The organism is Flavobacterium sp. DW-iso2 (genome assembly GCF_058725285.1).
This window is the reverse complement of sequence record NZ_JBZXDY010000001.1, coordinates 274,862-299,524: the sequence shown is the minus strand read 5'-3', so window position 1 is coordinate 299,524 and position 24,663 is coordinate 274,862. Positions and strand designations below refer to the sequence as shown.

At 33.9% G+C, this 24,663-nt stretch carries 19 protein-coding genes; 9 read left to right on the top strand and 10 right to left on the bottom strand.

The window, feature by feature from the left end; all coding sequences use genetic code 11:
* The first annotated feature begins 10 nt into the window (after positions 1 to 10).
* The 6 genes from AC4PRO_RS01270 to AC4PRO_RS01245 all read left to right on the top strand — a co-directional run bounded on the left by AC4PRO_RS01270 (position 11) and on the right by AC4PRO_RS01245 (position 5,963).
* The gene (locus tag AC4PRO_RS01270) at positions 11 to 1,039 is read left to right on the top strand and encodes a glycoside hydrolase family 113 (RefSeq protein ID WP_492115998.1); all 1,029 of its coding nucleotides are present in this window, start codon (positions 11 to 13) and stop codon (positions 1,037 to 1,039) included.
* Positions 1,040 to 1,054: 15 nt separating this feature from the next.
* A complete protein-coding gene (locus AC4PRO_RS01265) occupies positions 1,055 to 1,741 on the top strand; it encodes a haloacid dehalogenase type II (RefSeq protein ID WP_492115997.1) in 687 nt (228 codons plus the stop codon).
* A 456-nt stretch (positions 1,742 to 2,197) separates the two neighbouring features.
* The gene (locus AC4PRO_RS01260) at positions 2,198 to 2,590 is read left to right on the top strand and encodes a hypothetical protein (protein ID WP_492115996.1); all 393 of its coding nucleotides are present in this window, start codon (positions 2,198 to 2,200) and stop codon (positions 2,588 to 2,590) included.
* Positions 2,587 to 2,754, top strand: a complete 168-nt coding sequence (locus tag AC4PRO_RS01255) for a hypothetical protein (protein WP_492115995.1) — start codon at positions 2,587 to 2,589, stop codon at positions 2,752 to 2,754. The genes AC4PRO_RS01260 and AC4PRO_RS01255 overlap by 4 nt, the downstream gene beginning before the upstream one ends.
* Positions 2,755 to 3,430: 676 nt before the next feature.
* Entirely contained in the window at positions 3,431 to 4,231 is an 801-nt protein-coding gene (locus AC4PRO_RS01250) for a helix-turn-helix domain-containing protein (protein ID WP_492115994.1), read from the top strand.
* Between the two features lie 70 nt (positions 4,232 to 4,301).
* Positions 4,302 to 5,963, top strand: coding sequence for a serine hydrolase domain-containing protein (locus tag AC4PRO_RS01245; RefSeq protein WP_492115993.1), 1,662 nt, complete (start codon positions 4,302 to 4,304; stop codon positions 5,961 to 5,963).
* A gap of 158 nt (positions 5,964 to 6,121) precedes the next feature.
* Here the strand turns inward: AC4PRO_RS01245 and msrB are convergent, their stop codons facing one another.
* From msrB to AC4PRO_RS01215, 6 genes are all read right to left on the bottom strand, one after another.
* Positions 6,122 to 6,667: a peptide-methionine (R)-S-oxide reductase MsrB gene (msrB, locus tag AC4PRO_RS01240; RefSeq protein ID WP_492115992.1), complete on the bottom strand. Its 546-nt coding sequence runs from the start codon at positions 6,665 to 6,667 to the stop codon at positions 6,122 to 6,124.
* 4 nt (positions 6,668 to 6,671) lie between these two features.
* Complete coding sequence (gene msrA / locus AC4PRO_RS01235; RefSeq protein WP_492115991.1) at positions 6,672 to 7,304, bottom strand: peptide-methionine (S)-S-oxide reductase MsrA; 633 nt, start codon at positions 7,302 to 7,304, stop codon at positions 6,672 to 6,674.
* 153 nt (positions 7,305 to 7,457) lie between these two features.
* Positions 7,458 to 8,420: a nucleoside hydrolase gene (locus AC4PRO_RS01230; protein WP_074724469.1), complete on the bottom strand. Its 963-nt coding sequence runs from the start codon at positions 8,418 to 8,420 to the stop codon at positions 7,458 to 7,460.
* A 6-nt stretch (positions 8,421 to 8,426) separates the two neighbouring features.
* Positions 8,427 to 9,416 (bottom strand): phosphotransferase, encoded by a 990-nt coding sequence (locus tag AC4PRO_RS01225; RefSeq protein ID WP_492115990.1) that lies wholly within the window; start codon positions 9,414 to 9,416, stop codon positions 8,427 to 8,429.
* Between the two features lie 177 nt (positions 9,417 to 9,593).
* The gene (locus tag AC4PRO_RS01220; protein WP_492115989.1) at positions 9,594 to 12,569 is read right to left on the bottom strand and encodes a TonB-dependent receptor domain-containing protein; all 2,976 of its coding nucleotides are present in this window, start codon (positions 12,567 to 12,569) and stop codon (positions 9,594 to 9,596) included.
* A gap of 247 nt (positions 12,570 to 12,816) precedes the next feature.
* Complete coding sequence (locus AC4PRO_RS01215) at positions 12,817 to 13,515, bottom strand: DUF2064 domain-containing protein (protein WP_492115988.1); 699 nt, start codon at positions 13,513 to 13,515, stop codon at positions 12,817 to 12,819.
* A gap of 397 nt (positions 13,516 to 13,912) precedes the next feature.
* On the opposite strand from AC4PRO_RS01215, the gene AC4PRO_RS01210 reads away from it, so the two are divergent.
* Positions 13,913 to 15,076 (top strand): hypothetical protein, encoded by a 1,164-nt coding sequence (locus tag AC4PRO_RS01210; protein ID WP_492115987.1) that lies wholly within the window; start codon positions 13,913 to 13,915, stop codon positions 15,074 to 15,076.
* A gap of 172 nt (positions 15,077 to 15,248) precedes the next feature.
* Here AC4PRO_RS01210 and AC4PRO_RS01205 read toward each other — a convergent pair whose 3' ends face one another.
* Complete coding sequence (locus AC4PRO_RS01205) at positions 15,249 to 15,701, bottom strand: hypothetical protein (protein ID WP_492115986.1); 453 nt, start codon at positions 15,699 to 15,701, stop codon at positions 15,249 to 15,251.
* Positions 15,702 to 15,990: 289 nt separating this feature from the next.
* Between AC4PRO_RS01205 and AC4PRO_RS01200 the strand changes: the two genes are divergently transcribed.
* Positions 15,991 to 16,947, top strand: coding sequence for a CorA family divalent cation transporter (locus AC4PRO_RS01200; RefSeq protein ID WP_074724475.1), 957 nt, complete (start codon positions 15,991 to 15,993; stop codon positions 16,945 to 16,947).
* An 88-nt stretch (positions 16,948 to 17,035) separates the two neighbouring features.
* Positions 17,036 to 17,962, top strand: coding sequence for an alpha/beta hydrolase (locus AC4PRO_RS01195; RefSeq protein WP_492115985.1), 927 nt, complete (start codon positions 17,036 to 17,038; stop codon positions 17,960 to 17,962).
* Between the two features lie 372 nt (positions 17,963 to 18,334).
* Here AC4PRO_RS01195 and AC4PRO_RS01190 read toward each other — a convergent pair whose 3' ends face one another.
* The 3 genes from AC4PRO_RS01190 to rocF form a co-directional block, all read right to left on the bottom strand.
* Positions 18,335 to 19,639, bottom strand: a complete 1,305-nt coding sequence (locus AC4PRO_RS01190; protein ID WP_492115984.1) for a M28 family peptidase — start codon at positions 19,637 to 19,639, stop codon at positions 18,335 to 18,337.
* A 433-nt stretch (positions 19,640 to 20,072) separates the two neighbouring features.
* Positions 20,073 to 23,132, bottom strand: coding sequence for a metallophosphoesterase family protein (locus AC4PRO_RS01185; RefSeq protein ID WP_492115983.1), 3,060 nt, complete (start codon positions 23,130 to 23,132; stop codon positions 20,073 to 20,075).
* Between the two features lie 561 nt (positions 23,133 to 23,693).
* Positions 23,694 to 24,656 carry an arginase gene (rocF, locus tag AC4PRO_RS01180; RefSeq protein WP_492115982.1) on the bottom strand — a complete coding sequence of 321 codons (963 nt, stop codon included), beginning with the start codon at positions 24,654 to 24,656 and terminating at the stop codon, positions 23,694 to 23,696.
* Between the last annotated feature and the right edge of the window lie 7 nt (positions 24,657 to 24,663).

The window sequence follows — 24,663 nt, the reverse complement described above, 5'->3', positions numbered from 1 at the left end:
CTTTACTGTTATGAAGAAAACTTTTTTTATACTCATTGCATTTCTACTAATAATTGCTAGCGGATATTCTTTTTATCATTTCAAAACCTATACTGATATGCCTGCTTTGGCTAAATTAGAATATAAAGGAATGAACTTGGTAGCACCTATTAAAGAATTAAAAAACGCCACTTTTGATGAATTGAAATCGTATAATATCAATTCGATATCTCTAATTCCGTACGCTTTTGTTGATGTAGAAGATGCCTCTGTACATTATAATAACAAAAGACAATGGTGGGGCGAAAGAACAGAAGGAATTATCGCCAGCAATCAACTTGCCCATGATTATAAAATGACGGTAATGCTAAAACCGCATCTTTGGGTAAACCATAATTTTTACACCGGTAATTTGGATTTTTCAACTGATACCGAGTGGAAAAAATGGGAAACCGATTATGAGAAATACATCCTTGATTTTGCGCAACTAGCCCAAAAAGAAAATATAGAGCTTTTTTGTTTCGGAACTGAATTAGGAAATGCCGTTGCAAAAAGACCTGAATATTGGTTTCAATTAATCCATAAAATCAAAAAAATATATACCGGAAAACTAACTTACGCTGCAAACTGGGATGATTTTGATAAAGTCCCTTTTTGGAATCAGTTGGATTACATTGGGATTGATGCCTATTTTCCTTTATCAGATGCTACGACACCCGCAGTAGCCGACCTTAACAAAGCATGGCAGCAACACATCCTAAAAATGGAAAAACTGCAAGCCAAAACAAAAAAGAAAATAATCTTTACAGAGTTTGGCTACCGTAACTCAGATCAAGCAGCCAAAGAACCTTGGACAGAAAATCAAAATAGCATTAATAATTTGGCCCAAGCCAACGCCTATGAATCCTTATTTCAATCTTTAACTAAAAAAGACTGGTTTGCGGGAGGATTTGCCTGGAAATGGTATGCCGATAATTACCATAAAGAGGAAAAAAACAGTATTGATTACACACCGCAGGATAAACCTGCACTTGAAACCATTAGAAAATGGTACCAATAATTTAAAATTAAAAAAATGACTCCATACAAAAATAAACCCGTACTTGTCTTTGATGTAAATGAAACCTTACTGGACATGACGCCTTTAAAAATATCAGTTAATGCATTACTTGGTAATGAGCAGGGCTTCCGAATATGGTTTGGTATGTTATTGCACTACTCCACTGTATCGAATAGTATCAATGAATATTATGACTTTAGTACTATTGCCGCAGCTACATTAGGAATGGCAGCTACCTCAATGAATAAAAAAATAGACGAAGATGAAATAAAAGAAGCACTTTCTACAATTAAAACATTAGAAGCATATCCAGATGTTAAGAACGGTTTAAAGCTCTTAAAGGATAATGGTTTTAGATTGGCTACATTGACTAATTCTCCACCTCATGCGCTAAAGCAACAGTTAATCAATTCAAAATTGACCGATTATTTTGAACAGACATTGAGCATTGATAGTCTTAAAAAATACAAACCTGAAGCAGCAACCTATTTATGGGCGGCAAAAGAACTAGCTGTACAACCTGAAGAAATTCTTATGATTGCAGCACATGGTTGGGACATAGCAGGTGCATCTCACGCTGGTTTAGCGACCTGCTTTATTGCTCGTGAAGGGCAATCTATATATACTTTATCTAATAAACCTGATTATGTAGCTGATGATATTCTAGCGATCGCTGAGCAACTAGTTGCGGCTTATAAATAATAGCTAATAGTACGTTTCTAATTTCACTATTTTACATAAAGCAACAAGAATATTTTGGGCGTGACCCTATAACCCCTGATAGTAATCGGGGGTTTATAGGGTCGGGCTATTCGTTGCAAGTCCTCAACAAGTTTCGCTATCGCTACACTTGTTTGTGGGCTTTTCACTGCTATCCCTCACGCGAGTAATGTGGAATTAAATGCTTTAAGGAGGTATTTTGGATTATTAAAAGAAGGAAAATACTTTAATCTAAATCAATAAAAGATACATAAACTTTTGTATATATACTAGTTATAGGTAATTTTGAAAAAAAAAAAAAGAAACGACAACATAAATTATAATGGAATATAAACAAACAGAAATGAAATTGAAATAATTATTATAAGAATTAAAGCAAAAGAGAGTAAAATTTATTGCAGCATATTTATGTATAAAGACAAATAATTAAAAAACAAAGTGGACGAAATAAATATACCATATCATTTAGCAATACCGACAATTTTTAATCTCATTGGACTTGCAATGATTTTATTTTATCGAAAAAGACTGTTCTCTAAAAATAAATTACTTTGGATAAGTATTACATTATTTTTAGTTCTTTACTTAGTAATTGTTGGAAATGCTACACTTGATACTATTTTTTATCATTGGGACTTAAATCGATACGACCTTGACAAAAATGGAATGTTTTCTGGAATAGAAATTACAGAAGAACAGAATCAAGCAATGAAAAAGTTGACAAATGATACTGGAAGAAATTTTTCTTTCATTACAGGTTTTATTTTTGCTTCAATTATTGCAACCGTGGTTTATTTTTCGGGAAGACTAATTTTAAAACACAGAAATTGAAAATAATAACTTGGAATTGTAACGGAGCGTTTAGAAAAAAATTTGAACAGATTTCAGCATTAAATGCTGACATTTATATTATTCAAGAATGTGAAAACCCGATCGCGCGGATATATACAGAATTGTATTCTGTGCCCGCAAAGATTACAGCTGCTGCTATTTAAATTATAATGTAAAAAATTTAAGTTAAAAATACTTTGCGTGATTGCCGCGCTACGCTCGCAATGACTTGGTTTCTACTAATACTTATTCATCTCAATAGAGGAAGTAGAAACCCGATCGCACGGATATACACACAATAGTTAGTGAAGAATTGCATTCTGTGCCCGCAGAGATTAGCGCTGCTGCTATTTAAATTATAATGCAAAAAGTTTAAGTTAAAAATACTTTGTGTGATTGCTTCGTTCCTCGCAGTGACGTGGTTTGTACTAATACTTATTCATCTGTATTGAGGAAGTAGAGTTCGTAGAGATTCTTTCAGAATGACAAACGGAGTGGTGTTTGATTGCGAATTCTTTTTTGCATCCCAATCCCTCGGATTTATCTTCAATCTGGTGCTCCCTTACAACGACAACTTAATTTTTAAAAAAAAACGTAGCATTTGTAATGCGGTTCAAATAGCCATATAATCAACTTTGTTTGAATATAGTAATGCGATTGCCACGAGATGCTCGCAATGACTAACTTTGCGAAAATTATTTGAAGTTAGCAACTTAAGTTTGCTGATTACAAACATTATAGATTTTTAGTTTGCACAATAACTGATTATGTAGCCAATGTTACTCAATAAAATGCATAGAAAATAGTGGTGACTTATAAATATTAATGAACTGAAAGGGAATGGATAAACTAGAAAAAGGGGAGTTTTACGGAACACATTACCAGAAGTCAGCTTTTGACAACATAATTATTACAGATACTGAATACACCCATAGTAAAGTCGACTGGCATTATCACGAAAACCCTTATTTTACTTATCTTCTAGAAGGTAAATTATTTGAATCTAACAAAAAGGAATCTTCTTATTTAGAACCCGGTAGTCTATTGTTTCATAATTGGCAAGATGCGCATTATAATATAAAACCGACTGATTATACTAGAGGTTTTCATATCGAACTTAACGAAAACTGGTTTTCAAATTTTGATATAAAGACATTAGACATGCAAGGCAGTATTAATTTGAGAAACCCTTTAATTAAAAACTTGATCAACAAAGTATTTATCGAAACTAAAATTAATGATCAATATTCACATTTAAGTATCGAAGCGTCATTGATTGAACTATTTAATACCATAACTGAACCCGCAGAAAAGATCTACAAAAAACCATTATGGGTAAAAAAACTACAAGAGCTTCTATGGGAAGAAGAAATAGATTATTCTTTAAATAATTTAAGCTCCATTTTAGAAATACACCCAATTCACTTATCAAGAGAGTTTAATCGCTATTTTGGGACAAGTCTAGGAAATTACATAAGATTACTCAAACTCAATAAAGCGTTTTACCTTATTACTTCAAACAAACTATCCATGACAGAAATTTGTTATCAATGCGGTTTTTACGATCAAAGTCATTTTATTACCAATTTTAAAAAAATCTATAATACCACTCCAAAAAAATTATTAGGAAAAATTTGCTGATGTTAATTTTATACAATTTTAGATCGTTTAAAAAATTTATTTTTACAGCTCAATCAAAATCAATCAAAAAATGAGATTTCAAAACAGCGTATTATTTTTTTTCCTCCTTTTTATTCTTTCTGTTAATGCACAGCAAATGGAAGAATACGCACATCCTTGGGAAGGAAAGCTAGAAAATTCTAAAACATTCCATTTTACAGTAACAATAGAAAACTTAGGGTTTGAAGATGCAACATTCAAAATTTCAAACGATCACAGCATTATTAATTATCCGTTTAAAAAAGCAAATATCACACAGATAAATATTCCATTTGCAGAAAATTTATTTTTCGAAGGTACTATTGCTCCAAATGGCAAAGAAATAAATGGATTTATCAAATCTGGATTACTGCTGTATCACTTAAAGTTAACTAAACGAAAAAACAATTCTTTTGTAGGGATTTGGAATGTATTAATGGTGAATGAACTGAAGTCCCAAAAGTTCTTTTTAAGTATCGAAAACGGCTCTGACAATGATTACCAGGCCTATCCTATTTTTGGAGACAATCGCTTTACAGGCACTTGGTGTACTAATTTTCAAAAAGAAAACAATAAAATAACATTTAACGATTTTAAGACGGGATTACAATTTAAAGGAACTTTATTAACTAATGAAATTCAGTTGGAAATATTCTTAGGAAACCACCTAATCACCCAAGTAAATTTGATTAAATCCACAACCGATTGGAAAATTGGTGGTTTCAGTACTAATAATAAAAAGTCAAAGCTTTCACTTGTTGAAATGGAAAACCTTATATCAAAGGATTCGTTACCCAATACACATTCCGTTTTAATTTCGAGAAATGGCAAACTTATTTATGAGAATTATTTTGATGGTTATGATGCAAATGTCCCACACGACATGCGTTCGTCATCAAAAAGTATTTCTTCTGCAATTGTAGGCATCGCACAAGACCAATCATTATTCAAAAGTGTGGAGCAATCTATTTTTGATTTTTTACCTGCAAAATATCAAATTCAAAAGGACCGTCTAAAAGAGAAAATAAACATTCAAAGTCTTTTGACAATGAGTTCAGGATTAGATGCCATTGATTACGGTATTAATGCCAATCCAAAATCTCCTGCAGTGGAAGATAATTTTCAAATGGCAAACGATTGGACAGCGGCAGTACTAAGTGCTCCAATGATAAATAATCCGAATACAAAAGCAAATTATGGCTCTGCAAATCCCTATTTACTAGGCATTGCCATGGATTCTTTAATTTCAGAACCTTTGGAGTTGTTTATGGATCAGAATTTATTTCAAAAACTAGCTATTTCAAACTATATTATACAAACTGATTTGAATGGAGACCCCTATTTTGGAGGCGGAATGTATCTCACTCCAAAGGACATGTTGAAATTTGGAGAACTATACCTAAACAAAGGAAAATGGAACTCAAAACGCATAATCTCTGAAAAATGGATCGAGAGCTCATTTAAGAATTATCGCGTTTTAGAAAACACAAAAGATAAAAATGGATACGGCTATTTGTGGTGGCACAATATCTACCAGATAAACGGCAAGAATATTGAATCAATCGAAGCTCGAGGCGCTGGAGGACAATATATTTTTGTTGTTCCTTCTTTAAAGACTGTAGTCATTATAACATCTGGAAATTATAGAAATGGAAAAACGCAACAACCCGAAACCATTTTTGAAACATATATTCTACCTTATCTTGAAAACTAAAGCTAGTTTGCAACCACATTTCTAAATAATGTCTAGGTTAGGTTTTGGTTCTACGCCACTACTTATAGCTGTAAAGCATTTAGTGATACAAAACTCAAAAGGCAGTTAGTTCCAAATGGAACAAACTGCCTTTTTTCGAACAAACAATTAACCACTATTTATTTTGATTCCTGAAATAACATCGCTGCAGAATTCATGCAGTACCTCAATCCAGTAGGATTAGGACCATCATCAAATAGATGTCCTAAATGCCCTTCACAACGGGCACAAACAATTTCGCCACGCACCATTCCCAGACTTTTATCTACCACTTCTTTTACTCTATTTTGATTAATTACATCATAAAAACTTGGCCATCCAGTACCTGAGTTAAATTTTGTTTTAGATGAAAACAAAGGCAATTTACAAGCGGCACAAAAATAGTTTCCTTTTTTATGGTTGTCATTAAATTCATTTTGATAAGGACGCTCTGTTCCTTTTTTACGCAAAACGTAATATTGATTAGGAGTCAAAACTTTTTTCCATTCTACATCCGTTTTAACTACTTTCTTCAACGAGGTATCTGTCAATGACAAAACTGGTTGCTGTTGCATTGTAGTTTCTGTTGATGCAGCAATTACTTTTTCACTTTTATTTGCTTGCATACATGCCATAAAGCCAAAGGCTATAATAGGTAGTACTAAGAGTTGTTGGTATCGTTTCATAATTTTAATGATTAGGTTTTAACTTTCCTTTATATGTTTTTTTGAACTTGTTATACCTTGGTATTGAAACACCTCTCACATAAGGCTGATTGGGATTTAGTTTCACATAATCTTGGTGGTAATCCTCCGCTTCATAAAAGTCCATAACGGGTTTTACCTCAGTAACAATCGGATTGGCGAAAACTTTATTGGCGGTAAGCTCCTTAATTTTGTCTTCGATTATCTTTTTCTCAGCTGCATTTTTATAAAAGGCAATCGAACGATAGGACGAACCTTTGTCAGGTCCTTGTTGATTGGGTGTTGTAGGATCTTGTGAGGCAAAAAAAACAGCCACTAACTCTTTGTAAGAAACCACCTTTGGATCATAATACACTGCTACAGACTCAGCGTGCCCAGTCCTTTCAGAACTCACTTGCTCATAGGAAGGATTTTTGGTTGTTCCTCCAGAATATCCAGATATTGCTTCGTCTACTCCTACCACAGCTTCAAAAACGTGTTCACTGCACCAGAAACAACCCTCGGCAAAAACAGCAATTGCTTTTCCTTTTTTTGGTTCTAAAGACAATTTCTTCGTCTGTGCATTACAACTTAAAATTGTAAACAACACAACTACGTAACTTGCTAATTTAATTTTCATTTGCTCGCATTTATTTGTTTTATCGAATCTATTTAACGCAGTCACCATTATGGATCTTTAAATCTACAATAACCTTGTTTATTTTATAATTCAATCTATTTAAATATACGGTTGATTTCTAGATTTGGTTTTGAAACAACTCCTAAAGTTTTGTTAGTTTTTTACACTTAACGTTTCTAATATCTTTTCTTCAAAACCTTGTAACGCTCTGATCGCATAATCTACCTTCTTTTTGGATTTATATTTATACGATACTTCTAGGAAGTTTTTAAAGGGAACATTTGGTTGTACTTGCAACGCATCATTCTTTCTATAATTTACTTTAATGGGAATATCTTTGTAATAGGTGAAATATTCAGGATGCGTTATCACTCCTAAAGTCGAACAATCAAAAGGAATAAATCCTCTAACGCCAAAAAACTTCTCATTCTTCTCCATCCAAGGCTGAACTACGTCAAACAACCATTTATCAGCTTCATTGTTCATGTCTAAACTAGCCAAATCAACATTACCAATAAACGTGTAAGAACTGGGTTCATAGCCCGCAAAAACAAGCGGAATAGACGAATTCAAAACCACATCCATCGATTTATAGTCAAACTCGTAATTGTAGTCAAACACATTCAATTTTCCGTTTCCAGGATTAAAAGGCAGTCCAGGAGTTCTTGCTGCGCAAATTGAAATTTTCTCGATTTGCGGAATAATATCGGGGTGATTCTGAATCAATGACGCAATATTAGTCATTGGCCCCAAAGCTAAAATAGTCAACTTTTCTTTCTTCAAAGCTTGATATAACGCTCTCGTTCCCTCATTTTCCACTCCTAAATCATCCGCTTTTGGCGATCCTTTGTAAACCGGAATTGAAGCGCCTCTATTATGCCATTTTAGGATTTTATTAATCACATCATAGCTATAATCAACATAAGTAATCGAGCTGATTCCTACAATTTCGATTTGAGGTTGCTTCAAAGCCATTATCAAGGTGATTCCATCATCTACCTCACGTGGCGTTTTATCAGGCATCCCAATCATAAGATCCGTATCAAACCATACTTTAGTTTGTGCTTGCAATGATGCTGTGAGCAATAATGCAAAAAGTAGTATTTTATTCTTCATAATATTTTATTTTAAAATTAAATCCCGAGCAAACGTTAATAAAGTTGCTTTCGTTTTCAATTCCATTTTCAAAGGCAATTGTGCTAATCCTATTAACCTACGCATGATTTCAGCACCTATAAAACCATTTAAAATGGTCGTGTTTAATTCCTCAAAAGAGTAGTAGTTTTCTTTTATATAAGCGATAGTAGATTCCTTTTGCTGGGTCAAATACATATGCGCTAAAAAAACTCCGAGATCAAATTCGCGTAAGCCATAAAAGCAAAACTCAGGGTCGATCACCTTAATTCCTTCCGCCGTTTTTAACCAGCTCCCTGGATAATAATCGCCTTGTAATAAGTATTTCCCTTTTGACAGATACAAAGACCCCAGTCGCTCAATTTTTTGCTTCAATTCGGAGTCTTTTTTATAAGACATCGCCACGGCTTGCAAACCCTCTTGAACCGCATCTAAATCAAAACCATTTTCTTCTCTAAAAGGATATTCAAAAATATGTTCATAGTTTAGCTTTCGCATTTCTGTGTTTTCCAGCTCATCATCAACAACCGTTTTCTGAAAACTTTGGTGCAAACCATTCAAATAGTTTACCAACTGACGTAACTCTTCTTCTTCTATTTTTTGTTTTAAATCATACAAAACAGTGAAATCATTTGACTTGCCTAAATCCTCTAAAGCAATTAAATTATTCATCGCATCAATCCCTAAAAGTTTGGGCATAATTTCCTGCACTTCTTGAACAGCTGCTATTTTTTCATAAAAAGCACCTTCCGTAAGTACCCGATTTGCAGGTGCCAGAACCTGTGGATATTTCTCCACATAACCTCTGGATTGCTTGATAATAAATGAGCGCGTTGCCATTTCTATTCGCAATACACAATTCATATTTCCATCGCCTGGCTTTGATATAGCAACAACCGTCTCGTCCTCTTTTAACCATTTTTGTTGGTGTAAATAAGCAGCCAATTCCTTTGGCTCATTTGCATTTAGTATAAACATATTTCTTATTTTATTTGGGCGTTACCACAAGGGTCGGGCTATCCGTTATATTCCCGCTAAATAAAAACTACGGCTAAAAAGCCTTGTTTTTATAAATCGGGAGATACCACTTCTATCCCTAACGCAAATTAAAAACATCCTGCAAAGCCATACTAACTCGCAGGATATTGATTATTATTAGAATAAATAACGCACTCCAAACTGGAACTGTCTTGGTGGCGAAGCGTTTCTTTGTGTAAATAATCCGCTGGCGCTAGAACCCCCTTGAATCTGGTTACTTTGAGTCGCATTATTACTATATCCACTTAAGTTTTCGGCATTCAATACATTAAATATATCAGCACGTAATTCTATTTTATTATTTCCAGCAATCGTGATTTGGTGTTGCACTCCTAAGTCAAAAGTAGTACTCCATGGCAAGCGATCATTGTTTCTGCTCTCTCCCGGAAAACGGTCACTATTCCCTGTGTAAGCATCAGAAAAACTGGCACCATCTCCATTCAAATCTGTAGTTCCAAAACCAAGTGGAATTCTATTAATAGGTTGGCCACTTTGTAATAAACCAGCTAATGTAACCGTGGTTCCTTTAAAAGGATAATAGCTATAAATTCCGTTAATATTATGTGTTCTATCATTTACAGATGGCCCCCATTCATTCGCATAATTATTCCCATCGGATGCTCTAAAATTGATTCCGTCCGTATCATTTTTACTTGATGATAATGTATAGTTCAATCGGTACGAATACTCATCAGTACCTCTTGTTTTTTGGTAATTAAAACTCATGGCATAATACCTAGATTTCCCTTCGTTTTCACTTACAATAACGCTTCTAGCAATTCCTGTAACCCGCTGTCCGTTGATGGTAGCACCTCCATTTATAATAGGAATTGGTCGAGATGCATCCGCTTGCGCCTGAGTTCTTATTACTACGTTATTAGGATCAATAGGATATTCCGCAGCTGCATTCAGGTTGCGTAAACGCGTTAAGTTCTCTCCTCTATTGTGAACCACATCTACAAAAAACAGTCGCTCGTCTGTTAATTGCAATTGGTATCCTAACGCCAATTCATGAGTATAGGCATTCTTATATCCATTCGGATTCAGAATTCTGCGTTCATTCGAAAATATATTCTCTCTTTGTCCTTGTAAATCTGTAGCTGAAGGGCCTTGTAAATAATTTACGCCAGAAACTGTAGCTGCTAAATTTCCGTTATAGGTAATTCGGTCAATATTAGTATTCGCTGGTAAAAGTCCCAATCTTTTTAGCTCTTCCAATTCTAACTTATAGCTTTGAGAAGTCGTGTTTTGCTGCAAAGCATCACTATAAACAGCATAATTTACTTTGTCGTATGAAATTCCGTATCCACCACGTAAACTGCTTGAATTATCTAATTTATAATTGAAATTAAAACGGGGCGCCAAGTTGTTGTAATCGCCTTTATCGCTTCCTCCTTTTGATAAATTATCGTAGTCATAACGCAACCCTAAAGTAAGATTCAATCGATTAGTAACCGACCATAAGTCCTCAATATAAGCCGAATAAATATCTTGCTTTTTTCCAAAAGAAGCTGGTCGTAATTCTACATTATAATTTAAAACTTGAACATCTTGCGGAATATCATTTACATTTAAATCTCCTCCTACACCACTATTTTTGATAACATCAATTTGGTTTTGATTCAATTTCACTCGGTAATTCCCTACTGGATTTCCACCTCCAAATAATTGGTGATCGCCTCTAATAAAATTAAGACCTGCTTTAATGGTATGATTTTCTGCGTAATACTTTACTTTTTGTTGCAACTGAATCGTATTTTCGATAGCATCAAAAACATAACCTGGATTTCCAATAACGCCTAATGTTTCATCATTTACACCTAAAATCGTTACTTGCGAACTATTGGGATTAAATGGCTTTGCATAATTCCATCTAAAACGACTATACTGCACATTAGTTTCTCCAGAAAAATCACCAAATTTATAACTGTTTTTTAAAGCCAATAAAATACTGTTGCGTTGCTGTGTATTTCCTGCTGATTTAAAAGTAGAACCACCATCGAGTCCGCCACCTTGTCTTTCAACATCGATCACGCCCACGTTTGCACGCAAGGAAGAACTGAAATTTGGATTCCAAATCTGATCAATTTTCGATGAAAAATAATTGAATGTGTTCGTTCCTCTTACGGTTTCAGTAATGCCTAATTGTGGCACATTTAACAAGTTATCTTTGATATCAGTCGTGTGTTCAAAATTGAAATAATAAAAGGTTTTGTCTTTTACTAAAGCCCCTCCAATTCCTCCACCCGCTTGATAACGAGCAAAACCATTTTTAACTTGGTTTCCAGACAAATCTCTCTGTGCAAAACTAGATTTTCCATCAATGGATGGTCCAGGCCTTGTAATAAAGAACACTTCTCCAGTAGTTTCATTAGATCCAGAACGTGGGGTAATGTTGACAATTCCGCTTCCAGTTAAACCATATTCCGCCGAGAAATTATTAGTTAAAACCGTAACATCTTTTACAAATCCTGACGGAATTGCAAATTTTTGTCCTCCTAGAAATCGCTCATTATTGTCTAATCCATCAATCAAATAGGAAGTATATCCAGAACTTGCTCCATTGATACTCACATTTGCCGCTTCAGGAAAGAACCCTGTCGCCTGTGACACATTAGGCAAGCGAAACAAAACTCTTGTAATATCACGCCCTTCGACAGGGATTTCTTGAATTTCGGCGGCTTTCATTTCAAAAGAAACTTCGGCATCGCGGCGGTTAATTTTTGCAGTTGCTCCTTTAGTAATCAAAACTTCATTCAACTCGTTGGATTCTTTTGGTGCTAAGAGCAAAGTGATATTTGCCGCTTGATTTGAACGCACACTAATTAATTCTGATTTTTGCGCAGCGTAAATTGCCGTTCCTTCAAAAACAACTTGGTATCCATCTAAGGCTGGAATCCCTCTAAAAGTAACCTTACCTTGACTATTTGAAATTTGTTGGACACTACTATTACGAGTGCTATTCAATAATAAAACTTCAATACTAGCAAGAGGTTTTTGTGTATTAAAATCGATGATTGAGACGGATAAGTCTTCTTGAGCGACAGCAAATGTTGTGACACTCAATAGTAAAAACAGGAAAAATTGTTTCATTAAAGTACGGTTTTGGATTATAATTTTTAAAATAAACCACTATGGACTTAAAGTCCATAGATTTGGTTGTCAATCTTAAAGTCTGCATGTTGTATTGCTAATATTTACCGCAGATTCGCAAATTATCTTATATCAATTATTTTAAAATTTGCGAATCTGCGGTGTTAACATTTTATAGAAGCTAAAGCGAGATGCACTGAAAGTACATAGTTTTAAACTCTATTTGAGACCAATAAAAGCTAGAAAATTACTCCAATACGGGAGAGCCTTTATTAAAATTAAGTCCAATAAACGCATGAGCATAAAAGTGCTTTAAAAACGAGTATATAGCAATTGCATAGAAAAGAAAGGATGCCAAAATACTTTTAAAACTACTGTAAAAAGGAAGGTCACGCAAGCGCTCTTCAAAATCACTTTTAGTGTTACAATCGGCTAAAGGAGTAATAATTCCTAGCTTTTGTGTACAATAAAGCGCTTGTAATTGTCCAAATACTTTTGGTGTTTGCCAATCAATTTTGGCGAAAGCCGCCTTATTAAATGAAAGTCTCGAAATTCCTATCAAGTAAGTACCGCCTTTAAAATTAGAACCAAGTACGACACTCTTATCTTGCAGCTCCCTAAAAGCTTCTTGCAAATGAGGCAACCGCAATCCCGGACTATCATTCCCTAACACAATAACCTTATCATACCCTCTATCCAATACGGATTGAATGGCGTGACTCAACTTATCTCCAAAAGAATCGCCTTGTTGCGTATTTTCATCAGAAATAAAATAAGGCAGTTTTGTTTTATGAACCGTTTGTAAGACTTTTTGATTCATTTTATGCCACAATAAATCATTCTGTCTTTTGCCATAAGCAATTGGTTTCAAAGCACTTTCTACCTCATCGCTTTGCGCAAAAAGGAGAATCGCTACTGAACAAGAATGTTTATTATTTAAATTCATATACTTAAAGACGAATAACAGGAGTGTTCCTGACAACAAAAATTATTTTTATTATACTTTTTTTGAAACTTTAATTTGGCTTCACCAAAAATGGCTTCTTCAAAGATACAATCTATATTCTTCTATCTAATTACGAAAATTATCTCATTATGGTTTTACGTTTTTTAATTTTTTTTGCCATAAAGTAGTCTAGCATCAAGCAAAAGCTCGTTTTCTAGGCAAAGTGATATAATTTTATACCTTTGCAGGATGCATAAAACTATTTCATTACACTACTTAAAAAGTAAATCTTCACACAGCAATCCGTTATTTTGCTTCTTAACTAAAAAGACAATCCCTTCTTAAATTAGTATTTTCTTCTCAAATTAATTCATTTTTTAATTACAATAAACATTTTATGTTTTCAAAAATTACTTTGATAATTGGCTTTTTGCTATTATCAACCGGAGCTATTTATGCTCAAGACAAACCCGAAGTAACCATAGGTGGTGCTTTACGATTCAATTATAATTTATCAACGTGGAAAGAAGGACAAAAAAAACGAGGTGGCGATTTTGGCTATGATGTCTTTCGTATTAATGCTAAAGCTAAATACCAAGGAATTAAACTAAATGCAGAATACCGCTTGTATTCAGAAAGTTTTGGAGGCGGAATGCTAAAACAAGGTTGGCTGGCGCATGATTTTGACTCTAAAAACGAAATTCAAGTTGGATTAACCCAAGTCCCTTTTGGTATAACTACCTACAATTCCCACAACTGGTTTTTTAGCATTAACTATTACATTGGCCTGGAAGACGATCATGATATGGGTGTTAAGTTCACACATACCGATAAAAAATGGAATTACACTTTGGCTTTTTTCAAAAATGCAGAAGAGTTAAGATTTGGTAGCAACTCTGATATTTCAGATAGTCGTTATTCTTATGATGTTGCTTCTATAGATTTAGATGGTGATGGCGTTTTGGATTTACGCAATAAAGAAACAAACCAAGTTAATGGAAAGCTTAGCTATACAATAGGAAATGACAGTATTAATCATAAAATAGGCGCCTCAGTACAATATGGCGGACTTTATAACTTAGATACCCAAGAAATGGGATCGCATTATGCAGCGGCATTGCATTATGAATTAAAGTACAAGCGCTTTGGTGTAAAAGCCCAAGTGTCAACCTACAAAAAAAGTCCAAAAAATCCTAACGGACAAAACAACGAAATTATAGCGATGACAGCTTATGGCGCTCCATACCTCGTGGCAGCAGCAGGAAATACCTATACTTTAGGCGTACAATACACAGTACCTGTAAAATGGGGTCCAGTATCAAGCTTACAATTCTATAATGATTATGGATACCTAGAAAAAATAAACGCTGATTTTAAAGACTCGGCGATGAATGTTACTGGTGTTTTAGTTTCTGCTGGAAATGTATATACGTATTTTGATATTGCGGCGGGTAAAGACCAACCTTGGCTCGGACCAGTTTGGAAAAATGCATTGGCAAACGGAACTGCAAATGCCAAATGGGAAGTGCGTTTTAATATGAATATCGGGTACTACTTTTAAACCGTTTTTCTGTATCATAACCAATAGGAGATTTTACCTCTTTTATAATCAAAAAAAACAGCCTTTAGTTCCATCAGGATTAAAGGCTGTTTCTTTTATGTTCCTATTTAAACAAAAAGGAACGTTAAAAATTCTATCTTATTCAACAAAACAATTCTGTAACGATGACAAGTTAATAAACGTCTTCAATGACATAATTAGTTTCATTAAATTGGAAATTATTTCCTTTTTCTAAACCTCTCATGTTTGCATAAATGGGCGCTTTGGTTGAAATACCAAAGACCGTTTCTCCATCTACTTCCACTCTTTCACTGGATACACCAATAAAAAAAACAAATTGCTCAGTGACAACAACTGCTCCAGGTGCAACAACCGAGTTTTCCTTTTTAACATCCAGTGAATTTAGATAAGCTAATTCTTCTTGGGCAAAAGCGAGTTCGTCACCAATGGCTTTCAGTAATTCATATTTTCCAGCTCGGCGATCTTCACTCTGACTCGGTGATTCATTCTGGCTGAAGGTATCGTCATTCATTTCAGCTTCACGCTGTTTAAAATTATCAATCAATTCATGCTGCTTTTGTATACAGGCTTCAAATATTCGGGTTTTAACTATTCTACTTTTCATAATATAGGCATCAGTTTAATAAGTCCTAAAGATATACTTTTTATTCTAAAACCTCCATTAGGTTGTGTCCTGGTATACAATTTAAATCAATTTCGATTTCAAGCGACAATAAATTCGCTAGAAAGCCTCCTTTGTCAAGATTAGCTATTTTCGTGATTTTATCATATTAATCCATATATTCGTAAACACGGAATTACATGGGGTAGATATCCTTGCTCTGCATCAGGATACTTCACATTGGGAACAATAATTAACCGCCCCTAAATTCATATACTAATTGTAAAATACCATGATAGAATTATACTTAAAGACGAATGAAGTAAAGAAATTTAATTTCATTAGTGAGATTGACACTGATGCTGTCGATCTGTTTAATATTCGGATTATTGATTATACAGACAGTATACTAAGCGAGGTTTCTGAAAAATTTGGAATCGACATATCTATTTTTAAACAAAAAGAGGATATTGAAATAAGTTCCCATTACCTAAAATCAAACGATCAATTATCTTTTAATTTTTCAATACCCAAATACAATTCGGAGACTCTTTTTAAAGAAGAAGAAATATTTATTATCATTAAAAACGAATTAGTATTTTATTTTTTATCTTCAAACATTGATAACGATTTTTTAAAGCTGACCAAAACAAGATATGATTTCACGAGTATCCATTTTAGCTCTCATTTAGAGCATTTTGTTTTTCAAATAGGAATAATCTCCGATTATTATGCCGATTTGACCGAGATAATATCCAGGAGAATAAAGCGTTTTTATGAGAATATTTTAAATTCGAAAGACTATAATGAAAAAGATCTGGATTTAATAATGATACTCAACTTCAATAATCTATTGATTAAAGAATCAATAAGTAATTTCCAAAGAATATTGCATTTGCTGATACAAAATAAATTTGAACTAAAGACGATAACAACTAAAATCAACCTAGAGCTGGATGATATCGCAGTAATTTCAGACCATATCCAATTTAATTTTGAAAGGCTTGATGACTTGGAGGACAATATAAACAGTAAAATTGATTTAGAACAAAATAAAATATTTAGAACGTTGACCATTATAACCGTATGCATCTCTCTACCAGCGTTAATTGCAGGAATATATGGAATGAATTTTAAAAATATGCCCGAACTAGAATGGGAATATGGCTATCCAGCAGCAATTGGACTAATGATAATTAGTTTCGTAATTGCATTAATCTATTTCAAAAAGAAAAAATGGATCAAATAAATTAAGCAAAAAAAACAGTTAATTCCCATCCTTTATTGTGATTTCCCAAAGCATTGACGGTGTTACTAATCAAATAAACAAAGCAAATATGAATCTAGATAAAGACTTTACTTTTCAAACTCTTAAACTAAAACCTGACTACGATGGAGAAGCAATTGCTACGTTAATTTCTTCAAAACACAACCTAGGGAATAGAAAAAGTATATTGTACTTACATGGTTATAATGACTATTTTTTTCAAACCCATGTAGCTGAAAAATGCAATGAAAATAATTTTGATTTTTATGCTCTTGATCTTAGGAAATACGGCAGATCCCTTCTGAAACATCAGCACCCCAATTATTGCAAAGACATTGAAGAATATTTTGAAGAAATATCAATTGCTATACGTGACATTTATACCCTTAATAAAGAACCTATTTCCCTGTTAGGTCATTCCACTGGTGGATTAATAGCAAGTAGCTATATGAACAATGGCTCTGAAAGAAGCCATATAAGTGCTCTTATTTTAAATTCACCCTTTCTTGATTTTTATCAATCTAACTTTGAGAAGTTCATTACTTATTGGGGGTCAAAAACCATTTCCACCCTAGCCCAGTATGCCAAAATTGAAGGAGTACTATCGCCTGTCTATGGACAAAGTTTACATAAAGACTATTATGGTGAGTGGGATTATAACCTCGATTGGAAGCCAATAAAAGGATTTTCGACCTATTTTAAATGGGTAATGGCGATAAACATCGCACAAAAAAAACTAGCACACTCTAACATAAAAGTACCCATTCTAGTTATGCATTCTTCGGCTTCCAAAAACGGTAATACTTTTTCTGAAGAGGCCATGTCAAGAGATACGGTATTGAACATTGAAGACATAAAAAGAGTTGGAGTAACGCTGGGTGATGATGTGACCTTACTGCAAATTGATCATGCGCTGCACGACATCTTTCTATCTCCAAAAGCGGTCAGAGAAAACGCTTTTGATACGATGTTTTCCTGGCTAGTAAAAATTAAGTAAATAGCAACAATTAAAAATCGAAATAGCAATACGGGAATTTTTTATAAATAAATCTAATTTTCGGTACCTTATTTTAGAAGCTAAATGAGACACTACCCCATTTAAGTAGTTAAATTAGTCAGTATGAAAGTCCGTTTACTATCCCCTCTTTTTTGTCAATAAAATCTATTATGAGTTCCAATAACGATAAAGATAAGCCGAATTAAATTAATCAATTTACAAGTCTAAAAAAATTGAATACAACCTCCGTATACAATTAAAATAAAAACCATTTAGAGATTAATACTCATTAAGTTTATATGCTTAATTTTCTTAATCTCTAAATAGTTCAAAAAAAGAGGTTACAATTTAATACAACCTTTCAAAAAATGTTTATTTCAACTTCGCAGTATCCACTCTCGTTGGCGTGTCTTTTCCGCTGATGATCGTTGACGAACTAATCGCGATCGCTTTAATGATTTCGGTCATATTATTCATGTCTAAAGTCTCAATTTCATCACTTGCTTTGTGATAATTAGGTTCATTATCCATTTTTGAAGTCGAAATTGTATGTGCAGGAACACCTAATTTTGCTAGAGTAGCGTTATCAGAGCGATAAAAAAGCTGTTGCTCTGGATACGGATCAGCATAAAATTTAAAGGCAGAACCTTCTAAGTTCTTCTGAAGTATTTCACCCATATTTGATTTATCAAAACCAGTAATATAAGCAGAATTCTTTCCCCATTTCGATTCTGTTCCTATCATTTCTAGGTTAAACATCGCCATTACCTGCGCTGGGTCTAGTTGTTTCGAAAAATATTTCGCACCATATCCACCTAATTCTTCGGCTACAAAAGCTGTGAAAATGATCGAACGCTCGTTAGTATCCATTTTCTTAAAATAGTCGGCCAGCAAGATTACAGCGGTCGTTCCCGCAGCATCATCATTGGCCCCATTATAAATAGAATCTTTTGCATCATGCGGCATTCCTTCCCCTGGAGACCCTACACCAAGATGATCGTAATGCCCTGAAAACACTACATATTCATTCGGTTTGCTTTTCCCTTTCAAAACCCCAACGACATTATTTAATTTATTAGTTGTAATGGTATGGGTCGCTTCAATCGAAAAATGGGTCGCCTCAGCAGGGCCAAAAACAAATACTACCGTATTCTTGCCAGGAGTTGCCGCCATCATTGGCATGTGAAGCATGTTCTGAATCGCTTTTTTAAACGAATTATCAACAAGAACCAGCAGGTTTTTATCGCTTTGGTAATACTCATAAAACTTAGGGCCAAAAGAATCTCCAGCTCTAATATTCACCACCGCAATAGGACTATTCTCTGTAAAAGAAACTTGAGGCTGGTATGAAAACGAAAGCATCGAACCCGCATCAATCACTTTGCCGTCAATCGTTACTTCCAGACTTTTCCTTATAGACTCCGTCATTGCAAATTCCTGCTTGTAATCTTTCGCGCCGTCAAAGGTTTGTAAACCTATTTTCTTGAACTGCGACTCAATATACGCCGACGCCTTATCAATTCCCGGGGTAAAGGCTCTCCGTCCTTGCATATCATCCGCAGCAAGTACTTTTTCAATTTCGGTTACCTTGTTTATAGTAATCAATTTATCAATAGACTGCGCCTGAACTAGCAAACCAGAACAAAGCACCAAACCAGTTAAAACAATTTTTTTCATAGCTATATTTTAAATAAGTAATAATCAATTTCTAATAAGAGTGTAAAAACACAAATGTGTTACAGTAAATCTAAGAAAATCACCAACATAAACGCATTGCGGTTCATTAGCCTCTAATGAAAAATTTTAATAGTCTGTTTTATTTTTAGGAGCAGGTCAACTATCGTTTTCAAGAACTTCCCCTCCTGCTGTCCGCTGTATCTCTCCACTGCGTTACGAGGATGCCGCTCCCATCAGGGCTACTAATCACGGGTAATTTTCATAATAACTTTTCCGGTATATTGTCATTGCGAGGAACGAGGCAATCACAATAAAATAAGTCGCCAATAAACACAAGAAAGACACTCGTGCTTGTATAGCTGCTATTCTTCAATCCATTCTCTCATGTACCACACGAAAGGATTCGTGCGGTAGCGGGGACTTAGCTTGTCTCTTAAGATCCCTTGTTTATAAATTGATCATCTTCTGCGACTTCTCGCGAAGGAAGAACACTATTTGGTATACTCGCAATTTTACTAGTTGGATTTGCAATGCCATATTGATGTTTTGCAATGCATACTTTAATCAATATTGCAATTTCTTTTAAAGTCTCAGGCGATGAATAGCTATAGCTATATTCATGCTTAAGTGCAGAAAGAACTTTTAATAAGTAAAATGAGTTTTTGTCTAAACTTACTATATAGCGTTGAACTTCCAATTTCCAGTTTTTTGGCCTATCATATATTATTAACAAAATCAGTTCCAGCTTTTTTAAATCGTTCTTCTCATTATTTATTTGACTAAATATAAGAGCACCGATTTTATTGGAATACAAGTCATCTTTAAAAAAACGTACAACATTGTTTGGAATTACATTTAAAATTCTGCTCGCTCTGTCTTCTTTTGTCTTACCAAAATCTCCATCTAACGTAAAAGTTTGACCTTCAAATACAGCTTTTCCTTGATCAGCTAGGATTGGAGTCAATGCGATGAGCACTTTTGAAACTTGTTCCCAACTCCTCATTATTTGATCGAGGATCAGTTTTTTAGCCTCAGGAGAAACAAAATCACTATTACGAAGAGCACGAGAAGCTGATTTTAAGCTAAACAATAAAGTGTGTAACGAATATTGTTCAAATATCTTACTAACACTTTGATCATATGGCTTGATTTGATTATATGATTTATCAGCATATTCATCTTTAACAGATACTGGTAAGCTTGAGTTCTTCACATTTTCACCTACAAAATCCTGCATTCTTTGTAAACTGTCAGTAGTTGGCTCCCATTTTGCGATTTTATACGGATTCATTCCATCTGGTATCCCAACTTTATTATATACAGTATCACATATAGATTTCAAGTCATCAGTAAGAATTTTTATAGCATTTTCCCTTCTTCTATCAATTCCTGTATAAAATTCAATAATCTCGGGAAAAGACAAATAGTTCTTATCCCTAAACATGAACTGTGTAAATTTTTCACAGTGGTGCATTCTTTGGGCCGCAAAATAATAAACCCAATACATAGATCTAAAAACAAAGGTTGTATCTCGTTTAACGATGATATTATTTTCGTACAAGATTTGAAAAACTAAATCATCTTCGATTGTCAGTAATTTTTCTTTCGAGAATTTTACAATTTTTTTTGAGAAATCTTCTCTAGTAAAGGTGTAGCATTTTTCTCTGATCATATCTTCACAAAAATATCCCAACACATATTCACAATCTGTGACATCAGGCCTGGACTTATAAGTAGGTATTTCAGGACGCTCAAAAAGCATTATTAAAATTCTTTCCAACATTTTAGTCCTGTTTACAGGACTTTCATCATAAAATTTCTCTGATATTTTAAGTATTGTCAAACAATTTAGTGGAGTTCTATGAATATTCAAAACATCTAAATCAGAAATGATTTTAGTAATTACAGCATCTTCTTCACCTATATGCTTTTTGAGATTATATTGTGCTACAACCTTACGAACCTCACCCCTCGGAAGTGCTAATAGATGAATAATTTCAAAGTCTCTATTGATTGGCTCACGATTTTCTTCTTTTAGAAAATTCATATCGTCAATCGTTTGCATAACAATTATTTTAATATCACCAACCAAGTCACTTAAATTTTTAAGTAATGTAAAATTAATCTTAGTTGAATTATTCCATGAATCAAGAATTATACAATTAACATCTTTTAACGAGCACCTTCGTTTTGTTAATTCTTTAGTGATTTTATCTTGCAAGTTGTGTGGACCTACTGTATTAGAATCTAAATATAGCCAAATGGATTTATTTATTTGCCAAGCAGTTTTAATTAAATATTTTGATAAACAAGTTAAGCCAAACTGTGGTGGGGCTTTAATAATTAGTGAATCAGTCGTAATTAGAATCGCTTCAACCGGAACTTTATTATCGACATTATTGAAGTCAGTAATATCATTACTTTTACTAATTATTGGATCAACCCATACGATTGGTTGCCCAGCAAAGGACTCCAGTGCTTCAGTCAATTCATTGTTCAACATAAATAAAACCTCGTCTGAAACCAAAGGTACTTTAGCTGCTTCAATACGATTAAAAATTATTTTACCATCATCAGTATTGGAGAAATTAACGCCTGTTAAGAAATTATTATTTTTGCTCCATTGACGATAAGTTAAATCGACTGGACCTAAATCCGAAAACGTGAAAATTGCATATCCTAAATTGTCTTTTTTCTCTGTGAACAATGGGGGAGCAGAACATTCTATTAATGAATTTTCGCTTATAATTTTATGAAAGATTTCTTGACTGTGAACATGCCCAGATAAGCAGACATTAAAATGATTTTTTAAAATAAGTTTAAGTTCATTTTGAGCCCAATCCATTAACCAATCTATTGGATGGTGCATAACCAAAATTTTATACTTTGAGTTATCCGCAGAAACCCACTTGTATAACTCTCGTGTATTGATTCCTAAATATTGTTGGTCGTTAATATCGCGTAACCCTCCAGACGAACAAATAGATGTATTTAAGCAATAAATCGAAACATCTTTTGCCAATTGGTAACCATTACCTGTAAAGCTACCTGTTAAAGCCATAGGTTGTGAAAATTCATCAGAAAATTTTATATAATTATTAAATTTATCTCTGAAAATATTATTTGGCTTTTCTACGTAGTCATTAAATTCTTTCTCGCTAGGTTTTCTTTTCACAACAGCATCATGAACTACAAAATCCTTTTCAACTACACTTCGTTGTACGTCGTGATTACCAGGTACGCAAAATCGATTTGACTTAGGAATATTTAGTCTATTAAGTTCTCTATCAAAAAGGTCGAAGAGCTCTTTAAATAAGTAATTTTTATCTCCCGCTAAAGCGAAGTCCCCTGACATAACTAAATAATAAGTATCATTTGGAGATAAAGCAATTTGTTTTTCGATATCAATAAACAAGTTCCTAAGAACTACACCTTGATTTTCTTCCCAATTTTCGCGATAATGTAAGTCTGAAAGATGAATTATTCTGATCATTTAAAAATGTATTAGTTTTTATTGAAATTTGTATTAAAATCCTATTGAACAATGAGATGGGAATAAGAAGCGTATAAACTAAATAACCCTTCGTGTTTATACAGCACTTTGAGTACACTGGAGGAGCTTTCTTTTATTTCATTACTTATTTCAAACATACAAATTAATATCCTAAAAATCTGAATAAATAACACATTTGAATTCAAATATAAAACCTTCTCCACAATAAACTTTACGGAAAACCACAATCACCCCAATTAAACCACAAATCCCCTAGCCCCGGTAGCAGTGAAAACCCCATGTAGGTCGAAAACCACTTTTACTGGTAGTGGCAGAGCGACCGCAGGAAGCTCCTGCCACTACCTAGAAAAAGGGTTTGAGACCAAATGGGTTGTAACGGATAACGGGATTAGCTCCTAAAAATAACTTTAAATAAGAGTACTAAAATCTCGATTTTAAAAACGAATCAGCGCTCTAATTTGTAACCAATTCATAAAAAAAATCCCAAAATCTAACTCGTAGACTTTGGGATTTTATGTTTAAAAGGAAAAGTTTAAACTACTATTCGATAGGTAAAACTATGGTGGAAGTCACTTGTTCTAAAACCTCAAAAGCGGTTTCTGCCATTTTATTTCCTTTAGTATCCAAAAGTGGATTTACCTCAACAACTTCAAGACAAACTACCTTTCTGCTTTTAATAATCTGATTGATGATCGCAATTACTTCATGTTGATCAAATCCTTTAGCAACAGGGGTTCCTGTACCGTATGAAATCATATCACAATCCATAGAATCTACATCAAACGATATGTAAATTAAATCACAATTTGACAGCTTAGTCAATGCTTCAGAAACGCAGGTTTGAAGTCCTCTATAGCGTACTTCATCTACCATGTAGTTTCTAATCCCTAATTTTTCAATTTGGCTATTCTCTGCCTCTTCCGTATCACGAACTCCAAAGTAAATTAAATTTTCGGGACGTATTTTAGTACCAGGAGTACCAATGTTTTTCATGTCTTCCCAATGCTGTACTGTTTCGGGAGTAATTTCATTGATTTGACAATCTAAATTATCTTCTCCTAGAGCCGCTGACAAAGGCATTCCATGAATATTTCCTGATGGTGAAGTGTAAGGCGAATGTAAATCGGCATGCGCATCAATCCAAACCACACCTATGGTCTTTGTTGGATAAACCGCTTTAACTCCACTTATCGTTCCCAATGCTGACGAGTGATCACCTGAAAGCACAATAGGAAAATAATTCGCTTGTAAATTATGCTTTACAGCATAAGAAACTCGCGTACATTGTTCTACAACGTGTTCGATTCTTTTAGCAAAATTATTTCTATTTTTATCATAGATGCTTTCGTTGTGCGTTTTCACGTCTTCAAACTCAAATCGATTAAAATAATCACTATTAAGATTGATAGCTGCAATTTCGATAGCATCAACCCCTAAATCAGATCCTCGCGTTCCCGCACCAATATCTGACCGGTTTTTTATTAATTTTACAAATCGTTCCATAACAAAT